The sequence below is a fragment of the Paenibacillus etheri genome (genome assembly GCF_001012825.1).
Taxonomy (GTDB): Bacteria; Bacillota; Bacilli; order Paenibacillales; family Paenibacillaceae; genus Paenibacillus_AQ; species Paenibacillus_AQ etheri.
This window is the reverse complement of sequence record NZ_LCZJ02000028.1, coordinates 39414-63908: the sequence shown is the minus strand read 5'-3', so window position 1 is coordinate 63908 and position 24495 is coordinate 39414. Positions and strand designations below refer to the sequence as shown.

Sequence of the window (24495 nt, the reverse complement as noted above, 5' to 3'; positions counted from 1 at the left end):
GTCCTCTGCTGATGCCTGTGGGTCCAGCTGCTTGCTAACCGAGATAACGTTGTGTCATATGTTTGCGAATGATTTAGACATGTAGAGTTCAATAGGAATGAGGGATGACATGGTCGCTGCCATTCTGCTATTTGTAATTGCCGGCCTTGCTGAGATTGGAGGAGGATACTTAGTATGGTTATGGCTAAGAGAATCACGACCTCTCTGGTACGGCTTGGTAGGTTCTTTGATTCTGATTAGCTATGGTATTATCCCTACGTTGCAGAAGTTTCCGTCCTTCGGAAGAGTGTATGCAGCCTACGGCGGGGTATTTATCGTGCTTGCTGTGTTATGGGGCTGGCTTGTTGACAAGAAAACACCCGACGTATATGACTGGGTCGGTGCTGCTATTTGTGTGATCGGCGTATCGGTCATTCTTTGGGCGCCGAGACACTAACAAAACAGCCCGTTCAACACTTTCGTGTGAACGGGTTGCTTTTATTTTAGCCTAAGCTTTAGATCTTAAATTGTTGCACAGCTTCTTGGAGCTTCTTAGCCTGCTCATATAGATGTTGCACGGTTACTGCATGTCCTTCAAGCTCTATACGCTGGCGTTCTGAGTTCTCGGATAGTGTGTCCGCACTTTCTTGGGATCTTGAAGTGATTTGTGCGGTTTCCTCGACGGAAGCACTGACTTCTTCCGTACTTGCTGAGATTTGCTGCGTAGCCGCAGAGACAGATTGAATATTCTGATTAATGCTCTGGATCAGAATCAGGAGGTGACTGAAGGCATCGCCCGCTTCTGCCACCTTGCCTACCCCGGAGGCTACCTCAGAATTCACATGGTTCATCTCAGTAACGGAGCGATTCATATCTTCCTGAAGTCCGAGTAGGAAATCACGAATCTGCTCATTCGCATTACGGGATTGTTCGGAAAGCTTGCGTACTTCTCCGGCAACAACGGCAAAGCCGCGTCCATGTTCTCCTGCACGTGCTGCTTCGATCGAAGCATTGAGCGACAGCATTTGGATTTGCTTCGTAATTTCAGTAATACTATGAACGACTTCTCCGATGATTACTGAACGTTCGTTCATAACTTGTAATTGCTCCAGCGACTGCAGGGAGGCACGTTCAACATGGCGCATTTGCAGAACAGCGCTTTGGGCAATCTCATTACCGCCAATCGCTTCAGCGGAAGCTTCACTGATCTGCTCAGTGACTTCGGTGGCTGCTGAAGCAATATGCTGAATGCCAAAATTGATTTCTTCCATAGCTTTTGAATTCTCTAGAGCGCTGCTCGCGATGGTCGTACTACCTTTGCCAATTTCTACAACAGATGTACTAGAGTGGTCTGCCATTTCATTTAAGACCTCAACACGTTCTCTTAAAGAATTGGAATCGGTGACCACAGTATTTGAGGTGACGAGTACATGTCCAATCATTTCTTTTAGGCGCAGGGTCATTGCTTGAAAACTTCTGGACAGTTGAGCTACCTCATCACTGCCTTTAACCGTTAATTCCTCTGTGAAATCTCCCTCTGCAAGACGGGCACTGTAAGCTGCAAGCTTTGAGATCGGACGAGTAATCCGCATACTCATAAACCATGCACCAGTTGAGCCTATGATCAGCGTTAGTAGAGTGATCCCGGCACTGGTCCACAGAATACTGTCTGTTTTTTCTTGAATAAAGCTTACATCACTGCTGATTCCGATAACCATCGTACTTCCGGGAATTCCGATATAAGCTGACTTATGTATACCATGCGAGTCCTTGTATGTATCGCTTAGTCCGCTCTTTCCTTTAAGAGCTTGCTGCATTGCAGAGGATACCTTAACAATTTCCTCCAGCTTTAATTTTGCATCATGATCTACGGACAGAACCTCAGCTTCCTTGCCTTTTAGATTGAGTAGGAAAATAGTCTCAACCCCATGCTGCTTTCTCTTATCCTGAAAATAGAATTCAAGATTGGTGGCTGCTTGTTCGTTCTTCTTTAGTGCTTGCTGAGCATGCATTGTATTTATATTCTTATATACGTCCTGAGCAGCTGCAGTAAGAATTTGATTGATTTGTGGCATGACATAGCTGTTGAAAATACTGGTGGATATAAAGTAGAAGCTGGTACTTAACAAAAGAGACGTGAGTAATAGAACTACAAACAATAAACGCGTGAATCTGCGACTGATCGACTGCTTGAAACGAAACATATTGTTCTCCTCCTTTTTATGGGCAGCGAAGCCCCATTTCTTTATATCCCTACCGACTGCTAGTGACTGGCAACCTGCAATATATTCCATAGTTATGTAATATATCAACTAAATGGATCGGGAATGAAGTGTTTGATACTATTCTATAGAATTAACCTCTGGATGAATAGTGAAAATTTTAGTTTATAGAGCATATTTTTCTGAAAAAGATGAATTATTACTGACACTTTTATTTTTATTTAATAAAAATGGGTATAAATACCCATTTCAAAAATTGTTTATTTTTATAGATTGTTTGGCAACAGTGTGATAGAGTATTAATGTTTTGTTCCAAAACTTAATGTAAGCCGCGGTTCGTAACCATCCCGCGTCAACAAAACTAGGAGGAGTTTAAGTAATATGTTTAATTTGTTGTGGGGAGTTTTATTTGTTATTGTCAATTTCGCTTTTTTTCTACTCTGTTACCGCCTGTTCGGCAAAAGTGGAATGTATGCCTGGGTAGGTATCGCTACTGTAATTGCTAACATTCAGGTAGCTAAGACGATTGCTATGCCATTTGATATTGTGATGACACTCGGAAATACGATGTATGTCACTTTGTATATGACCAGCGATTTGCTTAATGAGAAGTACGGAAGAGCGGAAGCACGTAAAGCGGTCTGGTTTGGTTTCTTCACCTTGCTTATGACTACAGTCATTATGCAGATGGTACTAGTATTTAAGCCGCAGGAGACCGATATTGCCCAGTCTTCTTTGGAGACGATTTTTGGGCTGATGCCTCGACTAGCTTTGGGTAGTCTTACTGCTTACTTTATTAGTCAGTTCCTAGATGTTCGGTTGTACTCCTGGATTCGTAAATATTACAGCACCTCAAGTCAGCTGTGGATTCGTTCCAACGGCAGTACGATGATTAGCTCCTTTGTGGATACACTTATCTTCTGCACCATTGCGTTTGCAGGCTTGTATGACTGGAATGTATGGCTTGAAATTTTGCTTACAACTTATCTAGCGAAATTCTTACTAACCGCAGTAAGCACACCTATCTTATATATCGCCCGAACCTTTACTTTTGCAGAAGATGGTACACCATCATCTGTTCAAAAGAAGGACTAAACAACAATACAGCCAGCGCGTACCGATCATAATCGATGCGCGCTGTTTGTTTTTTTAGTTGTAAGATGGACTGAATAGTTACATGAAAAATGTGTACATAAAATTAATATAAAGCTAAAATAAGCTATCGTAGCCATTCTAATAGTATCCCATGCAATTCGAAGATAATCGGTAGTCCCAGAAATTACGAATAGGTGTGGTGAAGGATGAATTTAGTAGTTCCTATACTGCGTCATGCAGCAGAACAGCCCGACAGCATTGCCTTAACCCAAACCCAAGCGACTCATACCTATGCAACATTAGTACAAGCGATAAGGAGAATCGCGAATGATCTACAGCAAAAGGGCCTTAAGCATGACAAAATCGCTATTTTTTCTACGAATCGCATTGAATTTGTTGAGGTTTTCTTGGGGGCTATTTATGCAGGCTGTGTTCCCGTTCCTTTAGATCCCAAGTGGAGTGCAAATGAACTGCAGGTTATTATAGAGCAGTGCCAGCCGACAATGATTTTTGCCGAGCCGGAAGCTGCAAACAATGTGGTCTTCAAGGACCATGCGATCCCAACACTGACTTTCTCAAAAGATCGAACAGGCTCCTATGACCAGTGGCTGGATGCGTTAAAGCCAGAAGCTGAATTGGATGAGACGAACGAGTTATTATTTATCGGCTTTACTTCAGGCACAACCGGGCTACCCAAAGGATATATGCGTACCCATTTATCGTGGTTAAAGAGCTTTGAGGTATCGAATGCTGCCTTTGAATTGGACCACATGAAAGATGTTTTAGCACCAGGTCCGTTCGTGCATTCGCTGTCCTTATTCGCTGTAATGCAGAGTCTGTATGGTGGAGCAAACTTTCATATTACGCAAAAATTTAGCGCCACACAGGTGTTAGAGCTGTGCAAGCAGATTCCCGGTGTGGTGTTGTTTGTTGTACCGACAATGCTTGAATCCATGATGCAGCAGGCTGTTCCCGGGCAAACGCAGATTGATGCGATTATTAGCTCAGGGGCAAAGTGGCCTTGGCTGTCCAAAAAAAGGGGCATGGAAGTGTTCGCTGGAGCACGCCTTTATGAATCCTACGGTTCCTCTGAAGCGAGCTATATTAGTTATTTGGATGTTCTGAAAGAGCATAATCCGAACTCTGTAGGCAAGCCCTATCCTGGGGTGCAGATTTCCATTCGTGATGAACAGTTCCGGGAAGTCCCTACGGGGGAGATTGGGCAGTTATACGTGCGTAGTGATATGATATTTCTAGGCTACCATCAATTGCTGAACGAGACCGCAGCAGCTTTTCGAGAGGGATGGCTTGTGTTGGAAGATTATGTTTATCAGGATGAAGCTGGTTATTTATATCTGGCAGGTCGCTTGAAAAATAGAATTATCTCCGGTGGGCTGAACGTTTATCCTGAGGAAATAGAGCGAGTGCTAGAGCATCTTCCGGAAATACAAGAAGTAATGGTGCTTGGCGTCCCTGATGATTATTGGGGAGAACAGCTGGTGGTCCTCGTAAAATGGAACGGTGAAAAATACTTATCTATAGACGAAATAAAGAATTATTGTCGCCAGTATTTAGCAAGCTTCAAAGCGCCGAAGCAGCTGCTGACAGTAGATGAGTTTATCTATACAAGCAGCGGCAAAATTGCCCGGCAAGCGATGAAAGACTATGTGGAAAGAGCGATGGTATGATAGAAGCAGTAATTGTCATGGCAAAACGTACACCGATTGGCAGGATGGGCGGCTTATTAAGTACATTTGAGCCGGAAGCATTACTGGCCCCGCTTATTCAGCATATTGTGGCAGAGACGAACCTGCCTGTAGATATGATCGATGATGTGATTATTGGAAATGTGGTCGGTCCGGGTGGGAATATTGCCCGGGTAGCCGCGCTTGAAGCGGGCCTGCCTGTTTCGGTTCCGGGCGTTACTGTGGATCGGCAGTGCGGTTCTGGGCTAGAGGCGATTAATATTGCAGCTCGGCTTATTCAAAGCGGCGCTGGCGATATTTATTTAGCGGGTGGCGTTGAAAGCACGAGCCGTGCTCCCTGGAAAATGGCTAAGCCTCAAACCTTGATGGGGGTTCCACAGCTATATACCCGTGCTCATTTTACGCCTAGCTCTTACGGTGATCCAGATATGGGGATTGCTGCAGAGAATGTAGCGCGGAAATACGGGATTTCTCGAGAAGAGCAGGATCAATATGCCTTGAAAAGCCATCAGAAGGCTGTTCACGCTCAGCAAAGTGGCCGGTTTCAGCAGGAGATTGTACCTCTTCTGGTTGAGGGAGAGTGGGTGCAAACCGACGAATGTCCAAGGGCCAATACGAGCCTGGACAAGCTGCGAAAGCTGCCTTCAATATTTGAAGAAAAAGGTACTGTCACCGCTGGAAATGCCTGTCCTATCAATGATGGTGCTGCGCTTCTATTAATGATGTCCCGTGAGAAGTGTCGGCAACTCAAGCTTAAACCTATCCTGCGTGTCGTGGATGCGCAAGTAGCAGGTGTAGATCCGAATTATTTAGGTATGGGGCCAGTTCCAGCTGTACAAAAGGTGTTACATCGTCAACAGCTGACCATAGCCGATTTAGATATTGTAGAGTTTAATGAAGCCTTTGCTTCACAAGTCCTCGCTTCATTGAACGAGCTTCAAATCCCACAGGAAAAGGTCAATCTTGGAGGGGGTGCATTAGCTATCGGTCATCCATATGGGGCATCCGGAGCTATTTTAATGACGCGCTTATGTGCTGAAATGCAGCATACTTCTTATACAAGGGGACTTGCCACTTTGGGTATCGGCGGTGGGATGGGGCTGGCAACGCTCGTGGAGGTTACAGAATGAATATTGTCCGACATCAGATTCATATGACTGCTGAGTGGATTTCGGACTATGCGCAGAGTATTGAAGCACCTATGCAGAGGATAAAGGGTAATCTGATTGCTCCTTCTACGATGCCTATTATTTTTTGGAAGACCTTCGATATTCCTTGGCTTAGTAAGGGAGAATCTTTGCTTCACGGCACTCAGAAATTCTCATATCAAGCTCCGATTACGGCAGGGATGACGTTAGATTGTGAATTAGCATTAACGAGCAAGGTGCAAAAAGAAGGCCGGCAGGGCAAGCTGACCTTTTACACACATACGCTGGTTTGTAAATGTGAGGACGAGCTTATAGTCACCGCAGAAACGGTGTTAATTCGGGTAGGTGATAATCATGATAAAAAAGAGCATAACAGCTGAAGCTATCCGGCAATATGCGGTTGCTTCCCAAGATCTGGCGCCTATACATCTAGATGCGGATGCCGCAGCCAAGGCTGGATTGGAGCGGCCCATCGCACATGGGATGTATCTTATGGGATTAGCCCAATCTTTGTATATTGCCGAGCACCCTACACAGTGGATCACTCAATATGATATGAAATTTCATAAGCCTATAGAGGCCGATAGTATCGTGATTTTTGATTTTACGGATGATGATTGCGCTGTGAATGTGACCCTTACAACAGAAGCTGGTGATGTTATTGCTTCGGGAGCTTTTTCAGTGAAAGAGGTGCAGTCATGAACAAAGTAGCCTTAATTACTGGAGCGACAAGAGGGATCGGGCGCAGTATCGCCTTGCAGCTCGGCAAATCCGGTTATAAAGTGGTTGTGAATGGCACAAAACAAGTCTTAATCGATGAGGTTGTGCACGAGATTCGCCAAGCAGGCGGTGAAGCGTCAGGATACTCTGCTAATGTAGCAGATCCAGTTGCGGTCACTGCAATGGTGGATGAGGTTATTGCTCAATACGGCCGTATTGAGGTGTTGATAGCGAACGCTGGCAATTTGCAGGATCAGATATGTCTACGGATGACGGATGAAGAGTGGAAGGCTGTGCTGGATGTACATTTAAATGGTACCTACTACAGCATTCAACGAGTATTGCCACATATGCGTGAGACAGGTGGTAATATCCTTTTGATGACCTCTATGGCTGGACTAACAGGTTCCGTCGGTCAGGTGAATTATAGTGCAGCCAAGGCTGGAATACTCGGAATGATGTGGACGCTCGCAGTGGAGCTGAAACGTGATCAAATTAGGGTCAATGCGATTTCACCAGCCGCTTTAACAGATATGACTAGACCTGTCATTGATCATTTGAAAGAGAAACATGCCAGTCGTAATGAACCGTTCCCGGAGTTCTGGCAAATAGGTGCTCCAGAGGATATTGCTACCTTCGTAAATGCATTTTTGAGCGAGACCGATGCGGATTTAACCGGTGAAATCTTTGCCGTGAATGGATCAAAAGTGACGAAATGGGTGAAGCCTGCGCCTGCATTTTCTGAGAACAGCATTGAGGCATTTTTCGCTACTTGGCACCGTCAAAAGGGGAGTGAATAAAGTGCTTACCTTCGATCAAGTTCATTTTTATTATAAAAAGGGTCAGCCTGTCCTGGAGGATATCAGCTTTACAATAAAAGCAGGGGAGTTTGTAGCGATTGTTGGCGCTAATGGCTCTGGCAAATCCACCATTGCAAAGCTAATGGACGGATTGCTTCTCCCACGAAAAGGAACGATACAGTTTAAGGACCTAGACACCGCAAATCCAGCTGAACTTGTGGAAATTCATCAGCAAATCGGCTTTGTTTTTCAGAATCCAGAGGATCAATTTATCACCACAACCGTTATGGATGAGGTGCTTTTTGGTTTAGAGAACATTCGTGTGTCAAGGGAGGAAATGCACAGCCGATTGGAGTATGCCTTGCAGGCTGTTCATATGGAGGATTATCTGGATGCTATGCCCCATCAGCTCTCTGGAGGTCAAAAGCAACGTGTCGCTATCGCGGCTATATTGGCGATGCGCCCGCAAGTCATTATTTTTGACGAGGCCACCTCTATGCTTGATCCTCAGGGAAGGCAACAGGTGCTTGCCATTATGCAAGAGCTGCATCGTCAAGGTTTGACCATTATTCAGATCACTCACCATATGGAGGAAGTACTTTCAGCAGAACGATTATTACTCCTGCATCAAGGGCGACTTGAGTTTGATGGTGATCCACTGGCTTTTTTTGAAACGATGCCTGTTGCGGACTATCAATTGCAGCTGCCCTTTGCAGTGCGTGTACAAGCATTACTCCATTCAGCAGCGCCGCCAACAGCCGATTGGAAGGGGATAATTCGATCACAATGGTCTACCAATTAGATAATTTAAGTGTGAGCTATGCCGATCAGGTGGCTTTGCAGGGTATAAACTGCATCCTTTTTGCGGGCAAATGGATTTCGATTATCGGTCCAACGGGCGCAGGAAAGTCTACCTTTGTCAAAGTGCTGAAGGGCTTGATTCCCACCGTAAAAGGAGACTATTGGATTGATCAGCAGCCTGCTCCCAGAGATACCAAAGGGCAATTAAAGGTCGTCCCTGAGCTGGGCTTTGTTTTTCAATATCCGGAGCATCAGCTATTCGAAACCACGGTGTATAAGGAGCTTGCTTTTGCTCTGAATCTGAAGGGGGCTTCACGCCAGCAAATTACGGAGACAATTGAAAGGGTTTTGCCGCAAGTGGGTCTGTCAGAAGAGATTCTCCCGTTAAATCCATTCCAATTAAGCGGTGGAGAAAAGCGCCGTGTGGCTCTTGCCTCCGTGCTGATGACGAATCCGAAGCTGCTAATTTTGGATGAACCGACAGCGGGACTTGATCCAGCAAGCCAAGTATCTTTGTTGAAGCTGCTGAAGTCATGGCAACAACAAAACCAGCGTACCCTTCTTTTCGTCTCGCACCAGATGGATGATGTTGCCGAGTACTCGGATGAGGTTATTGTTTTTCATAATGGGCAGCTAAAAGGGCATTACGACCCCAAAACATTATTTCTGGAAAAGGCAGAATTATTAGTGGAACTGGGCTTGTCCATCCCTGAACCCGTACAGCTTTTGAAGCTAATAGAGGAACTATCCGGCCATAAAATAGAGGTTGCTAGCTGTAAAGAGCAGGATATCTTCGATGCTGTTCAGCCAATTTGGCATTCGAGGGGGCAAGGGCATGGCTGATTCCGTAATTGTGGGTCAATATGTGGAGACGTATTCGATTTTCCATCGTTTAGATCCTCGTACAAAACTTATTAGTATCGTGATTCTTATGCTCAGCTTTCTGATGCTTGGAACATGGCTTAGCTATGCAGTTGCAACCTTTTTTGTAATCGGAATTTTGCTGCTGTCAAAGGTTCCTATTCAATTCTTTTGGCGAGGGCTACGGCCGCTATTATTTATTTTACTGTTTACCTTCTTGTACAATGCTCTGTTCACCAAAGGAACGATCCTCTGGTCTTGGTCATTTATTGAGATAACTGAAGAGGGACTGCAAACAGGATTACGTTTCGTTTGGCGTATAATATTGCTTATCTTATTAGCCTCAGTATTAACGTTAACGACTAAACCGCTAGACTTAGCGTATGGTCTTGAAAAGCTGCTTGCACCTCTATCCAAATTGGGGGTACCCGTAGAACAGTTCTCTTTAATGATAGTGATTGCGATTCGGTTTATTCCTACCATCAAGGAGGAGCTGGATCGTATTCTTCTCGCACAAAAGGCCAGAGGTTATGATCTTACTGCATTATCACTGTCTAAACGGATATTTGCTTATATCCCGATCATTATTCCTTTGCTCTTCACGACGATTCAACGTGCTGAACAGCTAAGCTATGCGATTGATGCACGTGCTTATGGAAATGGTAAAGGGAGAACTTCTTATAGGGTATTGCAATTTCAGCAAATGGATTATCTGGCAGGGGGAATTGCTCTTTTATTTGCTGTGATTCTGGTGTGGTTAAAGATAGGGAAGGTGTAGATGAAGATGAAATGGAACACCCGTATTACGGAGTTATTGCACATAGAGTATCCTATTATTCAAGGTGGGCTTGCTTATTTAGGTTATGCAGACCTTGCAGCTGCAGTTTCGAATGCCGGTGGATTAGGTCAGGTCACAGCGATGAGTCTTCCGAGCGCAGAGGCTTTACGTTCAGAAATAGAACGGGTACGTACTTTGACGGACAAGCCATTTGGCGTTAATTTTGCCATCGGTGTGCATGGTATCGGTTATGAAGATCGGGTGCAGGTCGCCATCGACGAGCAGGTTCCCGTGGTGAGTCTTACCGGAGGGAATCCAGCCCCTATTCTTGAAATGCTACAGCCCACCGATATTGTAACGCTCGTGCTCGTTTCCTCGCGTAGACAAGCCCAAAAAGCTGAACAACTAGGCGCTTCTGCGGTTATTGTTGTTGGACAGGAGGGAGGAGGCCACTTGGGACGTGATGATGTTGGGACTATGGTACTTGTTCCTCAAGTAGTCGATGCGGTTACTATTCCTGTGATTGCTTCAGGAGGGATCGGGGATGGCCGCGGATGGATGGCTGCCCATGCCTTGGGGGCTGAGGGAATTGAAATGGGCACACGATTCGTTGCTACGGTTGAATGTGTTCATGCGGCTGCTTCTTATAAAAAAGCCCTAGTAGAAAGCTCTGAGTCAGATACAGTCGTAATCAAACGCTCTATCGGAGCGCCCGCGCGAGTGTTGCGTAGTGAGTACATAGATAAGATTCTCGAAATTGAGCGTGTGACTCCGACTTATGAAGCCTTAAAAGAATATATTAGTGGTGCAGCCAACAAGCGCTGGATTTATGATGATGTCAAAGAAGAGGGCATCGGCTGGGCAGGCCAAGTGACAGGGTTGATCCATGATATCCCTACAGTCTCGGAACTGATGGGCAGGATGGTCAAAGAGGCAGAGTCGATTCGCGGGATGTGGGGAATGCAGGCGTGAGGATGCCAGCAGAGCAGTTGTATCCAAAAGATGAATTAATGAACTGAAAGATAAGGTGTTAGATTGACGATGCTTTATTAAGCTACGGGCAGGATAACGCAACAACAAGGTTGAAACATTTAGTTGTAGATTTTTATTGGAGGCGTAATCATGGATTTTACCAAACTAAATATTCACGAGAAAAACGATAATGCTGAGGAATTAGAGATATTAGAAGTTGAAAAAGAAATGGGAGGTAAACTCCCGGCCCTTTATAAAATGATTTTAAGAAGAATGAACGGTTTTTTGCTTGATGAAGGAGTGAGTCTTTATGGGACCGAAGATATATGTGAACGGAACTCCACATGGGAAGTATCCATTTATGCACAAGGCTATATAGCAATAGGGGATGACAGTGGAGGAACCGTTCTGTTAATGGTTTTTGAAGAGAATGCGACTACTGTTATTGGGGTTGATGCAGGGGATATGGACCCTTTGAATGGTGTCACAATTGCATTTGATATTGCCGAATGGATTGAAAAAGGTTGTCAGATGACTTATTAGATATTTTGAAATTAAGCTATCGAAGAACGATAGCTCAATTTCAAAAAAAGGGTTGCCGCGTGGCAGCCCTTTTTCGCAAACGGGCAGATTAGTTTAGCAACCTATACACAAGGAATACATGCGCTAATATTGATATAGTAATAACCAAAAAACGGAGGCAAAGTATGAGTGAGATTGCTAAAACACCAAAACCACCTTATTATGCAGTAATTTTTACATCTGAACGAACTGATGGAGATAACCAATATGCGGAAATGGCAGATGAAATGTTGAAACTCGCATCCGTCTAACCTGGATTTCTCGGAGTAGAAAGTGCTAGAGAAGGTGTAGGTATTACTGTATCTTATTGGTATCTCGCTTATAAAACAAGGGTTTGCAAGGTTGAAAGGGATTATGGATTTGAAAAGGTCTGAACAAGTCGAGTATGGTGCGGGAAAAAGAAAAAACCCATCACAGTAAGTTGAAAGTGATTCTTTTCCAACTTACTGTGATGGGCTATCTTTGATTCTAATATTTTTCGGATACTCTTGGTATCAATATTGGGCACACATGAACTACGTCTATATTTTCTTTCTACAAATGAAGAATAGTCAGTTCCTTAGGGAAGCTTGTTAAGGTCTCTGCACCTTCAGCAGTAATAATTAGATCATCTTCGATACGCACACCCGCTAGTCCAGGCACATAAATTCCTGGCTCAACGGTGAACACATTGCCGATCTCGATAATGTCATCGTTCTGACCATGAAGAGATGGATATTCATGAACATCCATGCCCAGTCCGTGTCCGACACGGTGCAAGAAATATTCTCCGAATCCGGCTTCCTCAATCACATCACGTGCAGCTTTGTCGACAGAACCGAAGGGAGCTCCAGGATTGGAAGCAGCGATTCCAGCTTCGTTGGCAGCCAGCACGGTGTTGTAGATCGTGACTAGCTTGTCGTCCACGGATTCAATAGCAAAGGTACGTGTAATATCAGAAGCATAACCATCTGCATACACCCCAATATCAAACATCAGGAAGTCGCCTGGCTGAATGACCCGGTTACCTGGAACACCGTGAGGCAGGGCAGTTTTCGGACCAGAAAGCACCATAGTGTCGAAGGAAGGCCCGGAAGCGCCAACCTTTTTCATTAGATATTCCAGTTCCGCTACTAAATCGTTTTCTGTAACGCCTGTTTTTACATGGGTAAGCACGCGGCGCAAAGCTTCCTCAACCAGCTCAGCGGCATGTTTTATGCGCTTAACTTCATCTGGGGTCTTTTTGGAGCGCATGCTGCGCAGCAATGGACCTATATCACTAAAACGTTCTGCTGGAACGGCTGCGGTTAGATGCTCAAACCGGGCTACTGAGAAATGTTCCTTCTCTATACCTAGAGTACCTAGCTTACTGCTGCCGAAACAATCTTTAAGCAGGTTATAAGGATTATCAGTGTCACTGTGGGTTATGATTTTGGTGACCGAAGAAGCTGCTTGAGCTGCTTCCGCATCCAGTGCGGGTAAAATGAGCATTGGCTCTTCTCCACGTATCAACAGCAAACCGAGAAAACGTTCATGCGGATCGCTGGCGAATCCGGTTAAGTAGTAGACATGTTTGGGATCTGTTACGAGCAGGGCATCAAGACCTTCGCCCGCCATTTGCTGCTCTAGGCTTGTCAGAGCATTATTCATAGTTGGTGTTCCCCTTTCAACTTCACGATTAGAACTGCAATATTCCTATTATAGATCAAAAATAGACTAGACGCACGAGACGAACTACATCTATCGTTGGCTAATCATAACATGCCTATTCGCAAGCTTTCCGTAAACAAGGATGCATATTTGATCACCTATACTTTTAAAACCTGACAAGAAGCTTTTCTTGAGCCTACTAGTTGGTGTAACATAATCTTTAAATATACTTCTCGTAAGGTTAGGCGTTTGGGGTACGGTTGTTGAGAGAGGAGTGATTCTTGGGATGAGAGGTAAAATTGCACTTGTAACTGGAGCAAATTCCGGTATGGGGCTAGCGACGACAGTTGAACTGGCTCGCAAGGGAGCCAAAGTAATTATGGTATGCCGTAATCGCCAGCGTGGAGAGGAAGCACTGGCTGCCGCCAAGCAAAAGAGCCACTCCGAGGATATTGAGCTGATGTTGTGTGATCTGGCCTCGCTGGAGAGCATTCGTAGTTTTGCGGAGGAATTCACCCGGAAATATCCGATTCTAGATATACTCATCAATAACGCTGGGGTAGTTACGATTAAGCGCCAGCTTACGAAGGACGGCTTTGAGATGGATCTTGGTGTGAACCATTTGGGTCATTTTTTGCTAACGAATCTGTTACTGGAGCCTCTAGAAGCAGCAGAGCAAGGCCGTATCGTTGTGGTTGCTTCCGGTGCTTACAAAATAGGTGCACTTCACTATGAAGATCCAACCCTCGAACGCCGTTTCAATCCCGCAAAAGCCTATGCTCGATCCAAGTTAGCCAATATACTGTTCACAAAAGAGTTGGCAGCACGCCTGCAAGGGACAAGAGTAACGGTGAATTGCGTGCATCCAGGAGCAGTGGGCACAAACATAGGTGTTAACCGGGAGACAGGCTTTGGCAAGTCGATCCTTAAGCTGCTGTCATACTTCTTTTTAACTCCTGAACAAGGAGCCGATACAGCGATCTATTTGGCTACAGAACCGGATTTGCAAGAGGTAACCGGTCAATATTATTATCGACGAAAGAATCAGGAACTGACTCCCAGAGCGCAGAATAAACAAGAGGCCAAACGGCTATGGCAATGGAGCCAGGAGCAGGTCGGCCTGCGTTAATTAACACATTTGGAGGAATCAAGGGATGAATTGGGAGATTAGCAGGATTGAAGATGCAAAACCTGCAGACTTAGCAGCTATTGTGGAGATTTATAACTCAACGATTGCTGGACGGATGGTTACTGCGGATCTGGAACCTATTACTGTTGCAGACAGAGAAAAATGGTTCTTGGAGCATAACAGCCATCATCGCCCTTTATGGGTACTTAGGCAGGGAGATGAGATTGCGGCATGGTTCAGCTTTCAATCCTTCTATGGTCGTCCAGCGTATAATGCAACAGCAGAAATTAGTGTATACGTGAGTGAAAAGTTTCGTGGTGGTGGAGCCGGTAGAATTCTTTTGAAAGAGGCCATTGAGAAAGCACCTAGTCTCGGCATTAAGAATCTAGTTGGCTTTGTGTTCGGACATAATGATCCAAGCCTTGGTTTGCTAGAAAAATTCGGTTTTAAGCAGTGGGGATTACTACCCGGTGTAGCTGAATTGGATGGTATAGAGCGGGATTTAGTCATAGTAGGACGTAAAATTTAACGAAATCAAACAGATAAAACGCTTACAATTTAAAGTGATGGATTTACATTATTTGTGTCACAATCAATCCATATTTTTGACCAACGCTGTAAATCTCGGATAACTGTCTCCAGGGCAAGTCCTTTATCCGTTAAGGAATATTGGATTCGCACAGGTGTCTCTGGGAATACTTCTCGAAGGACAATCCCTTCCAGTTCCAGCTCTTTAAGTCGTTCGGAGAGCAATCTACCGCTAATGGGTAAGGCTGCTTCAATCACATTGAAGCGTTGCGGTCCTTGGAGGAGCTGGTAGATAATTAAACCTGTCCAACGCCTGCCGATAATATCCATACTTTTTTGTAGCTGGGGACATAAATCAGTGGACTTCATTATGGCTCACCTCTTAGTGAACATTATAAACGAAAAGACCAATAATTTAAACAAATTCCAATTTAATTCATTACTAGAAAGGATGATTGACCATGGCTAAAAAAAAGAAAATGCCTACCACTCCGCGCCCTGCTGCGACCGATGGACCAGCTACGCTTAAAGACCTGCTGAGTAGTGATGTGTTAGGAAAACTGAAGGCGCAGTCTGATGCGTTGAAAGCGGAAGAGAATGACCGCAAGGAAGCTGCTCGTAAAGTGGTTGAGGATCAGCGAAAAGCTGAGCAAAAGCGGCTTGAGAATGATTTTGCACATCTGCTGGAGAACAGTAATCAGGATTGGCAAAAATATAAATAACTGATATAGCTAGCGAAAAAAGATGATGAGATAAAGAGATACCCACTTGGGTATCTCTTTTTTTAATGTTATTTGTAAAATTCAAATGTTTTAAATTTTACTATACGAAAGGGTTGACCCTCCAAGTGGGCTTAGGTATAATCGAACATAGTGCAAATGAAAATCATTATCAATACCGATAATATCATCTATTTCCCAAATAATTTTAAACTATTGAACAGATAAGGAACAACACATGAAACTAAAATATTTGTCCCTACTTCTAATAGTGTTCTCATTTATATCTTTGTTTATAGGCGTAAAGGACATTTCACCTTTGGATCTCTTTTCGCTTACGGAATCTCAGATACAGACCCTGCTAGTCAGCCGAATCCCACGCTTAGCTGCATTGATTATTGCTGGTGTAAGTATGAGTATTGCCGGATTAATTATGCAGCAATTATCACGAAATAAATTCGTTTCTCCCACTACGGCGGGCACGATGGATTCCGCGAAATTCGGTATTCTCGTGTCCCTGATGCTGTTCACAGGGGCGACACCGATGCAGAAGCTGCTCGTTGCTTTTGTTTTTGCTCTACTGGGAACATTTATATTTATGAGAATCTTAGATCGGATCAAGTTCAAGGATAGTATTTTTATCCCGCTGGTCGGACTCATGTTCGGGAACATTGTAGGCTCCATTACGACATTTTTTGCTTACAAAAATGATTTGGTTCAGAACATCTCGTCTTGGATGCTTGGAGATTTCTCAACGATTATTAAAGGTCAATACGAATTAATCTATATCAGTATTCCACTTGTCATTCTCGCGTATGTTTTCGCCAATAAGTTCACCGTTGCCGGTATGGGGGAGGATTTCTCCGTTAATCTCGGTATGAACTACAAAGCGGTCGTGAACGTAGGATTGGTGATTGTAGCGTTAATCTCTTCTGTAGTTATTTTAACCGTAGGTACGATTCCATTTCTGGGTCTTGTTGTACCTAACATAGTAACGCTATACATAGGAGATAACTTGAAAAAAAATCTGGCGCATACTGCCATTCTCGGTGCGGTATTCCTCCTGTTCTGTGATATTCTGGGCAGGCTCATTATATATCCATACGAAATATCAATCAGTCTCACGGTAGGCGTCATCGGAAGTGGTCTGTTTATCTACTTGCTGATGAGAAGAAAGGCGAATTAGTGATGAAGACGAAACTAACTATATTATCCTTAAGCGCTGTTGCTCTCATCGTCTTGTTTATGACCTATCATGTTATGGGGAATTGGGATTATGTTCTACCCAGTCGGGGGAGAAAGCTAGCTGCGATTCTGATCACCGGAGCGGTGATAGCTGTCTCTACCGTAGTTTTTCAGAGCATTACGAACAATCGTATTCTGACACCTAGTATTCTGGGGCTAGACTCTTTGTACATGTTGATCCAGACGTTCGGTGTATACGCCCTAGGTTCATCGAATATGACGTTTATGAATAAAAATGTAAATTTCTTGTTTTCTGCTTGTATCATGGTTCTGTTCTCAGGTGTGCTGTATAAGCTAATGTTCCGCAGAGAGGGTCAAAACATATACTTCTTACTGCTCGTAGGACTTATTATGGGAACGATGTTCCAGAGCGCATCTTCCTTTATGGAAGTGCTTATTGATCCGAATGAATTCCTGATTCTACAAGGGAAAATGTTCGCCAGCTTCAACAATGTCAGCAGTGATCTACTGATATTGTCTACAGTTGTTCTAGCGCTAACTACGTTGTATTTCATGCGATTTGTGAAGTATTTAGATGTTATTTCTTTAGGGAAAGATGAAGCGATCAACTTGGGGATCAATTATGACTATGTAGTCAAAAGGCTGCTAGTTATTGTATCTATCTATGTTTCGATATCAACGGCTTTAGTGGGGCCGATCACTTTCTTGGGTTTACTAGTAGCAAATGTGGGGCACCAGCTGTTCCGTACCTATAAGCATGCCTATCTGATTCCTGGCACGATTTTGCTAAGCATTATTGCGCTTGTCGGGGGACAGTTTCTAGTTGAACGTGTGTTTGGATTCACTACTACGGTTAGTGTAATCATTAATTTCGCAGGTGGCGTTTACTTTGTCTATCTGCTGTTAAAGGAGAATAAGTCGTGGTAGAAGTTAAGCATGTAACCAAGCGTTATGGCGGAGTAATCGTCGTTGATGATGTGTCTTTATCCATTACAAAGGGTGCAATCACCTCGTTTATCGGCCCTAACGGAGCTGGTAAAAGCACGTTGCTCTCCATGATCAGTAGACTTATCTCCAAAGACGCGGGAGAAGTATTGATCGAAGGGAAGGAAATTGGCAGCTGTAAGAGTAATGAGCTTGCTCGTAAAATATCGGTACTAAAGCAGTCCAATCACATCAGCGTACGTCTCACCGTGAAGGAACTCGTTTCTTTTGGAAGGTTCCCATATTCACAAGGGAAGCTCACACCTGAGGATCGAGCGTTCGTTGACGAAGCCATTGCTTACATGGATCTTCAGGAGATGCAGGATAAATATATTGATCAGCTTAGCGGTGGACAACGTCAGAGAGCATATATTGCGATGGTTATGGCTCAGGATACCGAGTATATTTTGCTTGATGAACCACTCAACAACCTGGATATGAAGCATTCTGTACAAATTATGAAAGTATTACGCCGATTGGTAGAAGAGAAGGGCAAGACGATTGTGCTCGTCATTCATGATATTAATTTCGCTTCTTGTTACTCTGACTACATCGTAGCGCTCAAGAATGGGCGGGTAGCTTCATCGGGTACGGTGGATGAAATTATTGATACGGCAGTGCTTAGGGATGTATATGACATGGATATCCCTATAGAGACAATAGGTGGCCGCAAAATTGGTGTCTATTTTTAAACCAGACGCTACTTACATTCGGAAATTATTATGACGTAACGCATGAAGTGAAAGGCGCCAGCTTCCTAGACGTATACGCGAATAATTCAAATAGCTTGACTATAAATTTTAGGGGTGAACATTTTGAAGAAGAATTTATCTTTACTAATCATGACAGTGTTTCTTGCCGTAATCTTGGCGGCCTGTGGCTCCAATAATGCAGCAACTTCAGATAATAGTACAGCATCGGCAGGCAATACTGGAGCTACTACTGCACCGACTACAGAATCGAAAGATCTTACTATTAAACATGAACTTGGAGAAATTACGATTAAGAGCAACCCACAGAAAGTGGTTGTATTTGACTTCGGCACACTCGATACTTTGGATAAACTGGGTGTAGAGGTTACTGGATTGCCTCAAAGTAATGTACCCTCTTATCTCTCTAAATATAGCGATGCCAAATATGAGAATGTCGGTGGTTTGAAAGAGCCTGACTTCGAAAAAATAAATAGTCTTTCTCCGGATCTGATCATCATTTCCGGCAGACAGCAAGATTCTTATGAAGAATTCAGCAAAATTGCTCCTACACTGTACGTTGCTGTAGATAATGCCAATTACATGGAATCCTTCACAAAAAATGTGAAGACGTTGGGGCAAATATTTGGCAAGGAAGCTGAAGTAGAGACTGAACTTACTGCTATTAATGATTCCGTTAAAGCGCTGAATGAGAAAGCTAAAGCCGATGGTAAAAAATCGCTTATTATTCTCGCCAATGAAGGAAAAATCAGTGCGTATGGTTCTGGTTCCCGTTTCGGTATTATCCATGATGTATTCGGATTTGCACAAGCGGATGATAAAATCGAAGTATCCACTCATGGTCAAAGCGTATCTTACGAATATGTAGCCGACAAGAATCCGGATTATTTGTTCGTAGTAGATAGAGATGCGGCTGTGAAGAGTGATGGCAGCAAATCTGGCTCAGCGAAGGATGCGGTTGAGAACGATCTCGTGAAGAACACAAATGCTTTCAAAAACGGTAAAATCATTTACCTAGATCCTAACTACTGGTACTTGTCCGGTGGCGGTTTGGTATCCGTTAGTGAAATGCTCAAAGAAGTTGAAGTTGTTCTGTAAGCAGAGTAACTCGGGGAATTGAACGATTAAATGATTTCCAGATGGTTATTAACAAGCCTGTTGGCAGGAGTAAAGCTCCTTGTCAGCAGGCTTTTTTTTGCTTTTTTTCTTAGAATTACTGGTATATTCATACTAGTTGCTAAATTTAGCTGTAACTTTTTATGCGAGTATACGTGGTTAGGTTAAGGGGGGAGTGCATGAAGCGAAATTCACTGGATGAAATATATCAGATGTATGTGATGGATATTTACCGCTATTTGCGCTCCCTTTGTGGTGATCATCATGCGGCGGAGGACTTGATGCAGGAGACCTTTTACCGTGCTTATTTATATTTGGAGGACTGTAAAGACGAGAAGATTAAGCCTTGGCTGTTCCGTGTCGCCTACAATGCCTTCGTAGATTATAAGCGGAAGGAAGGACGTAGCACAGTTCAGAGCGAGGAGTTTTTTAAACAGCTCGCTCATCCTGATACCACGGAAAGCACGCTGCTTCGGCAGGAACGTTGGGAAGAGATGAGGATTGCTATAGGTGAGCTGCCGGACAATCAGAGGCATGCACTGCTGCTGCATGATTTTCATGGTCTTAGTTATCTGGAAGCATCGGATATTATGAATGTGGGTCTGTCCCAATATAAGATATTGATCTTTCGGGCTAGACAGAAGCTGCGTGAGGCAGAGCGGAGGAGGAATGAACATGAGTGAGGAGTTCAAGGAGAAGTTAAGAAGGTACGGCGAAGGTACCCTTGCTGACGATGATAGGGATGAAGTGGAGCGCGAACTGGAGAAGATGGAAGCTTATCAGGCTTATCTGGATGAACTCATGGGTGAAGAAAAGCCGGCTTCAAGTGAGGATAAGAGCATAAAATTCGGAAAGGGTAAAAGAAACAGATCTGGCAAGGAAAAAAAGATCATCCGCCGTGGAAAATGGAGAGCTCGTATATCGAATACTTTTACGGTAATCTCTGCGTTCTTGATGTTCTTGATTATCAGTAGTATCATCACCGCGATATTTTATGGCACTGGAGAAAGAGGAGAAACTTACCGTGATGTTGTTTCTTCCGCTATTGCTGTCTCACAGCCGAATACAATCGTCCATTTGAGTAGTGATTCGGGTCCATTTTTTAATATGAATCTGAAGGGCGGAATAATAAAACAAATTGGTGATGCGCGGATTAATGTTGGGGATTATTCGATGAAGTTTCTATTAGGCTGGCCTAGAATCTATAGTTATTCATGGACATATGAACGCAGTGGGACAGGTAATTACTTTGTCTACCCCATTGAGAACCAGCTTGCAGAAAATAGGATGGATGACAGCAGTGAGTGGAAAAAACTAGAGAAGCTCCCTGAGGGTACGGTAGGAGAAGCCTATTTGTCTTTTGAGCAATTTTTTACGACTGATGAGCTGTTGAAGAAGTTTCAGCATAAAAATCTTGAGCTTTTGTGGTTCGCAGCAGATACAGGTCCAAGGACACAAGAGCCAGTAATAAATGATCCCTTAGGATTTCCAAGTACGCCCATCTGGCATGCTGATGATATGAAGGTGACACAAGAGTCAAAGAAAAAGTGGGGTTGGTTTGGAGGGGTGACTAGCCGCACGAGTGTTTCTCCATCTTTTAACTCATATGGGGATGGTGAGCTGCGTAATGCAAACTTCCTAAAGACATTACGCTTGTTGCAGGAGCATAGGTCCATCGCCAATAAGGTGATTCCGTTCATTGATTTGGATGATTCCATTAGTTATATAGAGAAGAATGGAGTTAAGCTCTATGGAGCTGTTGTAACCGGTCCGGTGAAAGAACTTCTCAAGTTGAAGGAAGAAGCATGGATCAATAACATACATGTTGAGGAAGTAAGACTATGGAATTGGCGAGATAGGGAGAACTAGCTGCGGAGTGGAAGAAGTCATAGAACTTGCTTCTCGCTTAAGCAAATCGTACAATTATTTGAATATTAGATTTATGAATAAGTATGATAACCAAAGTTGAGGATGATAGATTAGGAGCTGAGATTTATGAAAGTAGGAGTCGTATCTGATACACATATGTCAAGAATGGCTAAGTCTCTGCCAAAGGCACTCATTGCAGAGTTTCAAAATGTGGATTTAATCTTGCATCTCGGTGATTGGGTGAGTATGGGAATCTATGATTTGCTGTCAGAATTAGCACCGGTAGAGGGGATTGCCGGAAATAATGATGGCGATGAGATCATTGAGCGTTTCGGAGAGCGCAAGATCATTACCCTTGAGGGAATCCGGATCGGAATGGTACATGGACATACGCCGCATTCCCGCAAAGGAACGGACGGAAATGCTCTGCTTGCTTTTGCAAATGATGAGGTGGATTGTATTCTATTCGGTCATTCACATCAGCCCTTGCTAAGAGAGGAGAATGGGATCCTGCTATTTAATCCTGGTTCTCCTACAGATAAGCGACGTGAGAAATTGTATTCTTTTGGACTGTTGGATATCGAAGCGGGCAAGGTTAGTGCTCGGCACGTATTCTACGATTCAAAGGAATAAGGTCAATTGTCCAAATGATTCGATGTTCTCTCCATGGTGAATAGCTCGGTTACCATTTACAATGAGGTTAAAACGGGCGAAGCCGGAAAGTGAGCGCTGATGATGAATAAATATCGTATAGAACGTGTGGTTTTGGATGATTTAGAACGGCTCATACCATTATTTGATGAATATCGAGTCTTCTATGGAGCAGCCTCTGATCGGGACGGGGCACGAACCTTCTTAGCCGACAGACTAAAGCTGAATGAATCTGTGATCCTTATGGTAGTTGAGGGGGAAGGCGATGAGAAACGGGCGTGGGGCTTCACACAGCTGTATCCTTCTTTTTCATCGATATCAATGCAGCGCCTCTGGATACTAAATGATTTGTTCGTTACTGCAGAAATCCGAGGGCAAGGGCTAGGTGCTATACTGCTGGAAAGTGCTAGAGATTATGCGGTCTCTACGAATACGAAGGGCTTATCCCTGACAACGATGACGGAGAATGTGGGGGCGCAGCGGTTGTATGAAGCGCAAGGCTACATTCGGGATGATGAATTTTATACCTATAACCTTTTTTTCTAAAATAGCTAGAGAGAAAGACGAGTAAGGGGCGTTAAAGTGGAAACAAGTCATATGTTGGCAATCTTTTTTGATCTCGATGATACGTTGTATGATCATCTCGTACCATTTCAAGAAGCAGTACGAGAAGTGCTCAGCCCAGACGAGAATAGTCTGGATTTTGCAGAGTTATTCTATAAAGTAAGACATCATAGTGATGTGTTGTGGCCGGTGTATTTGCGCGGAGAGATTCCGCTTGAAGAGACGAGAGTGCGCCGTTTGGAGCTTGCTTTTGCCGAATATGGATTGCAGATTGATCGCGATCAAGCCACAGCGATTCAAGCGGCATATATTGGACGTCAATATACGATTCAGATGATTGATGGGGTGCGTGAGCATCTTGAACGATTTATTGCGGACGGTCATAAGGTAGGCATTATTACGAATGGACCGAAGGATCATCAGATGAGTAAGATTCGCGGGCTAGGCTTGGATCAGATGATTCCCGAGGACATGATCTTTATTTCTGATGCTGTAGGTCTTGCTAAACCGGACCCGGAAATATTCGTACACGTTAATCAAAAGACAGGCACTTCGGCGAACAACTCGCTTTATATAGGGGATACGTGGGCCAATGATGTAGTTGGAGCGCTCGCGGCAGGCTGGAAGGTTTGTTGGTATAATCCGAGAGGCAGACAACCAGCTACGGATCATAAGCCTAGTTATATTTTTACTAATTATAAGGAATTTGGCGAGCTTCCTTTGGTGTGAGAAGAGGTGGAAAACATAAGCCATGCGAGAGAAATCGGCGCATGGCTTTCATTATTTATGTATCAATAAAATTGAAAACTAATTTCAGGGTAGTTGGATACCGTCCCAGTGGCCTACATCGCATTGATTATGTTCATTATTACCCACAGCAACCACTGTGCCGTTCAATTTAAGACCGACAGTATGAGTACAACCCGCCGCAACCGCCACAATATCGCACCAGTCACTTATATTGCATTCGCCATGCTTATTCCATCCAGCAGCAACCACCGTACCGTCCGATTTAAGACCGATCGTATGATGACTACCCGTCGCAATAGCCACAATACCGTGCCAGCCGCTTACATTGCATTGGTCTTCATGAGTTCGACCCACAGCAACCACTGTACCGTCCGATCCAAGGCCGGCGGTATGAAGGTAACCCGCCGCTATATCTACTATGTCGTGCCATTCACTTATATTGCGTTGGCCATACCGGTTATTACCTACGGTCGTCACCGTTCTGTCTGATTTAATCCCGACGGTATGCCAGTCACCCGCCGCAACCGCCACAATATCATGCCAGCCACTTACATTGCATTGGCCTTCATTATTTCGACCCACAGCAATCACTGTGCCATCCGATTTAAGTCCGACGGTACGACGCCAACCTGCGGCTACCGCAACAATATCAGACCAGCCGCTTACATCGCATTGGTCATACTTATTCCAACCCACAGCAACCACTGTACCGTCCAATTTAAGCCCGATGGTATGAGCATTACCTGTATGAGCACTACCCGCCGCAACCGCTATAATATCGCACCAGCCGCTTACATCACATTGACCATATTTATTATCACCGACAGCCGTCACCGTGCCGTCTGATTTAAGCAGGGCGGTATGACGATAACCCGCTGCTATGGAAGGTAGGGGGTTCATAAGGTTCATGGATTTGGCTCCTTTCTTCTTCACATGTTTCACAGAGGGAACAGCGGCCTTCTTGCTGCTCCTGCTA

At 44.2% G+C, this 24495-nt stretch carries 28 protein-coding genes, 1 pseudogene and 1 riboswitch; of the genes and pseudogenes, 25 read left to right on the top strand and 4 right to left on the bottom strand.

Annotated elements, in window-relative coordinates; genetic code table 11:
- Nucleotides 1-109: 109 nt before the first annotated feature.
- Complete coding sequence (locus tag UQ64_RS17845; RefSeq protein ID WP_060624888.1) at nt 110-436, top strand: YnfA family protein; 327 nt, start codon at nt 110-112, stop codon at nt 434-436.
- A gap of 58 nt (nt 437-494) precedes the next feature.
- Here the strand turns inward: UQ64_RS17845 and UQ64_RS17840 are convergent, their stop codons facing one another.
- Nucleotides 495-2183, bottom strand: coding sequence for a methyl-accepting chemotaxis protein (locus UQ64_RS17840; RefSeq protein WP_060624887.1), 1689 nt, complete (start codon nt 2181-2183; stop codon nt 495-497).
- A 343-nt stretch (nt 2184-2526) separates the two neighbouring features.
- Nucleotides 2527-2572, top strand: a riboswitch (PreQ1 riboswitch).
- 10 nt (nt 2573-2582) lie between these two features.
- On the opposite strand from UQ64_RS17840, the gene UQ64_RS17835 reads away from it, so the two are divergent.
- From UQ64_RS17835 to UQ64_RS32920, 12 genes and pseudogenes are all read left to right on the top strand, one after another.
- Nucleotides 2583-3296: a queuosine precursor transporter gene (locus UQ64_RS17835; protein ID WP_060624886.1), complete on the top strand. Its 714-nt coding sequence runs from the start codon at nt 2583-2585 to the stop codon at nt 3294-3296.
- 206 nt (nt 3297-3502) lie between these two features.
- Nucleotides 3503-4984, top strand: coding sequence for an AMP-binding protein (locus UQ64_RS17830; protein ID WP_060624885.1), 1482 nt, complete (start codon nt 3503-3505; stop codon nt 4982-4984).
- Nucleotides 4981-6132 carry a thiolase family protein gene (locus UQ64_RS17825; protein ID WP_060624884.1) on the top strand — a complete coding sequence of 384 codons (1152 nt, stop codon included), beginning with the start codon at nt 4981-4983 and terminating at the stop codon, nt 6130-6132. The genes UQ64_RS17830 and UQ64_RS17825 overlap by 4 nt, the downstream gene beginning before the upstream one ends.
- On the top strand, nt 6129-6530 hold the full coding sequence (locus tag UQ64_RS17820; RefSeq protein WP_060624883.1) for an FAS1-like dehydratase domain-containing protein: 402 nt from the start codon (nt 6129-6131) through the stop codon (nt 6528-6530). Before UQ64_RS17825 ends, UQ64_RS17820 begins: the two co-directional genes overlap by 4 nt.
- The gene (locus UQ64_RS17815; RefSeq protein WP_060624882.1) at nt 6505-6852 is read left to right on the top strand and encodes a MaoC family dehydratase; all 348 of its coding nucleotides are present in this window, start codon (nt 6505-6507) and stop codon (nt 6850-6852) included. The genes UQ64_RS17820 and UQ64_RS17815 overlap by 26 nt, the downstream gene beginning before the upstream one ends.
- Nucleotides 6849-7670, top strand: coding sequence for an SDR family oxidoreductase (locus tag UQ64_RS17810; protein WP_060624881.1), 822 nt, complete (start codon nt 6849-6851; stop codon nt 7668-7670). The genes UQ64_RS17815 and UQ64_RS17810 overlap by 4 nt, the downstream gene beginning before the upstream one ends.
- A complete protein-coding gene (locus UQ64_RS17805) occupies nt 7663-8472 on the top strand; it encodes an energy-coupling factor transporter ATPase (protein WP_245238069.1) in 810 nt (269 codons plus the stop codon). The genes UQ64_RS17810 and UQ64_RS17805 overlap by 8 nt, the downstream gene beginning before the upstream one ends.
- Nucleotides 8457-9314, top strand: coding sequence for an ATP-binding cassette domain-containing protein (locus tag UQ64_RS17800; protein ID WP_060624879.1), 858 nt, complete (start codon nt 8457-8459; stop codon nt 9312-9314). The genes UQ64_RS17805 and UQ64_RS17800 overlap by 16 nt, the downstream gene beginning before the upstream one ends.
- On the top strand, nt 9307-10110 hold the full coding sequence (locus UQ64_RS17795) for an energy-coupling factor transporter transmembrane component T family protein (protein ID WP_060624878.1): 804 nt from the start codon (nt 9307-9309) through the stop codon (nt 10108-10110). Before UQ64_RS17800 ends, UQ64_RS17795 begins: the two co-directional genes overlap by 8 nt.
- A gap of 6 nt (nt 10111-10116) precedes the next feature.
- Entirely contained in the window at nt 10117-11082 is a 966-nt protein-coding gene (locus UQ64_RS17790) for an NAD(P)H-dependent flavin oxidoreductase (protein ID WP_060624956.1), read from the top strand.
- 150 nt (nt 11083-11232) lie between these two features.
- The gene (locus UQ64_RS17785) at nt 11233-11625 is read left to right on the top strand and encodes an SMI1/KNR4 family protein (protein WP_060624877.1); all 393 of its coding nucleotides are present in this window, start codon (nt 11233-11235) and stop codon (nt 11623-11625) included.
- Between the two features lie 164 nt (nt 11626-11789).
- Nucleotides 11790-12038 (top strand): annotated as a pseudogene (locus UQ64_RS32920) (antibiotic biosynthesis monooxygenase family protein).
- Between the two features lie 160 nt (nt 12039-12198).
- Here the strand turns inward: UQ64_RS32920 and UQ64_RS17775 are convergent.
- Complete coding sequence (locus tag UQ64_RS17775; protein WP_060624876.1) at nt 12199-13293, bottom strand: M24 family metallopeptidase; 1095 nt, start codon at nt 13291-13293, stop codon at nt 12199-12201.
- 286 nt (nt 13294-13579) lie between these two features.
- Here UQ64_RS17775 and UQ64_RS17770 point away from each other — a divergent pair, with 286 nt between their 5' ends.
- Together UQ64_RS17770 and UQ64_RS17765 are read left to right on the top strand one after the other, a co-directional pair.
- Entirely contained in the window at nt 13580-14422 is an 843-nt protein-coding gene (locus UQ64_RS17770) for an SDR family oxidoreductase (protein WP_060624875.1), read from the top strand.
- Nucleotides 14423-14447: 25 nt separating this feature from the next.
- A complete protein-coding gene (locus UQ64_RS17765) occupies nt 14448-14951 on the top strand; it encodes a GNAT family N-acetyltransferase (RefSeq protein ID WP_060624874.1) in 504 nt (167 codons plus the stop codon).
- A 29-nt stretch (nt 14952-14980) separates the two neighbouring features.
- Here the strand turns inward: UQ64_RS17765 and UQ64_RS17760 are convergent, their stop codons facing one another.
- Entirely contained in the window at nt 14981-15319 is a 339-nt protein-coding gene (locus UQ64_RS17760) for a winged helix-turn-helix transcriptional regulator (protein ID WP_060624873.1), read from the bottom strand.
- A 92-nt stretch (nt 15320-15411) separates the two neighbouring features.
- Here UQ64_RS17760 and UQ64_RS17755 point away from each other — a divergent pair, with 92 nt between their 5' ends.
- From UQ64_RS17755 to UQ64_RS17710, 10 genes are all read left to right on the top strand, one after another.
- A complete protein-coding gene (locus tag UQ64_RS17755; protein WP_060624872.1) occupies nt 15412-15672 on the top strand; it encodes a YqkE family protein in 261 nt (86 codons plus the stop codon).
- Nucleotides 15673-15907: 235 nt separating this feature from the next.
- Entirely contained in the window at nt 15908-16855 is a 948-nt protein-coding gene (locus tag UQ64_RS17750) for an ABC transporter permease (protein ID WP_060624871.1), read from the top strand.
- Between the two features lie 2 nt (nt 16856-16857).
- The gene (locus UQ64_RS17745) at nt 16858-17802 is read left to right on the top strand and encodes an iron chelate uptake ABC transporter family permease subunit (RefSeq protein ID WP_060624870.1); all 945 of its coding nucleotides are present in this window, start codon (nt 16858-16860) and stop codon (nt 17800-17802) included.
- On the top strand, nt 17796-18551 hold the full coding sequence (locus UQ64_RS17740) for an iron ABC transporter ATP-binding protein (RefSeq protein ID WP_060624869.1): 756 nt from the start codon (nt 17796-17798) through the stop codon (nt 18549-18551). The genes UQ64_RS17745 and UQ64_RS17740 overlap by 7 nt, the downstream gene beginning before the upstream one ends.
- A 123-nt stretch (nt 18552-18674) precedes the next feature.
- Nucleotides 18675-19667: a siderophore ABC transporter substrate-binding protein gene (locus UQ64_RS17735; RefSeq protein ID WP_280818221.1), complete on the top strand. Its 993-nt coding sequence runs from the start codon at nt 18675-18677 to the stop codon at nt 19665-19667.
- Between the two features lie 197 nt (nt 19668-19864).
- Complete coding sequence (locus UQ64_RS17730; protein WP_042125017.1) at nt 19865-20368, top strand: sigma-70 family RNA polymerase sigma factor; 504 nt, start codon at nt 19865-19867, stop codon at nt 20366-20368.
- Nucleotides 20361-21554 (top strand): anti-sigma factor, encoded by a 1194-nt coding sequence (locus UQ64_RS17725; protein ID WP_060624868.1) that lies wholly within the window; start codon nt 20361-20363, stop codon nt 21552-21554. The genes UQ64_RS17730 and UQ64_RS17725 overlap by 8 nt, the downstream gene beginning before the upstream one ends.
- 126 nt (nt 21555-21680) lie before the next feature.
- Nucleotides 21681-22187 carry a metallophosphoesterase family protein gene (locus UQ64_RS17720; protein WP_060624866.1) on the top strand — a complete coding sequence of 169 codons (507 nt, stop codon included), beginning with the start codon at nt 21681-21683 and terminating at the stop codon, nt 22185-22187.
- 99 nt (nt 22188-22286) lie between these two features.
- Nucleotides 22287-22751: a GNAT family N-acetyltransferase gene (locus tag UQ64_RS17715; RefSeq protein WP_060624864.1), complete on the top strand. Its 465-nt coding sequence runs from the start codon at nt 22287-22289 to the stop codon at nt 22749-22751.
- A 36-nt stretch (nt 22752-22787) separates the two neighbouring features.
- The gene (locus tag UQ64_RS17710; protein ID WP_245238067.1) at nt 22788-23498 is read left to right on the top strand and encodes an HAD family hydrolase; all 711 of its coding nucleotides are present in this window, start codon (nt 22788-22790) and stop codon (nt 23496-23498) included.
- An 84-nt stretch (nt 23499-23582) separates the two neighbouring features.
- Here UQ64_RS17710 and UQ64_RS17705 read toward each other — a convergent pair whose 3' ends face one another.
- Nucleotides 23583-24428, bottom strand: a complete 846-nt coding sequence (locus tag UQ64_RS17705) for an RCC1 domain-containing protein (protein ID WP_060624953.1) — start codon at nt 24426-24428, stop codon at nt 23583-23585.
- Between the last annotated feature and the right edge of the window lie 67 nt (nt 24429-24495).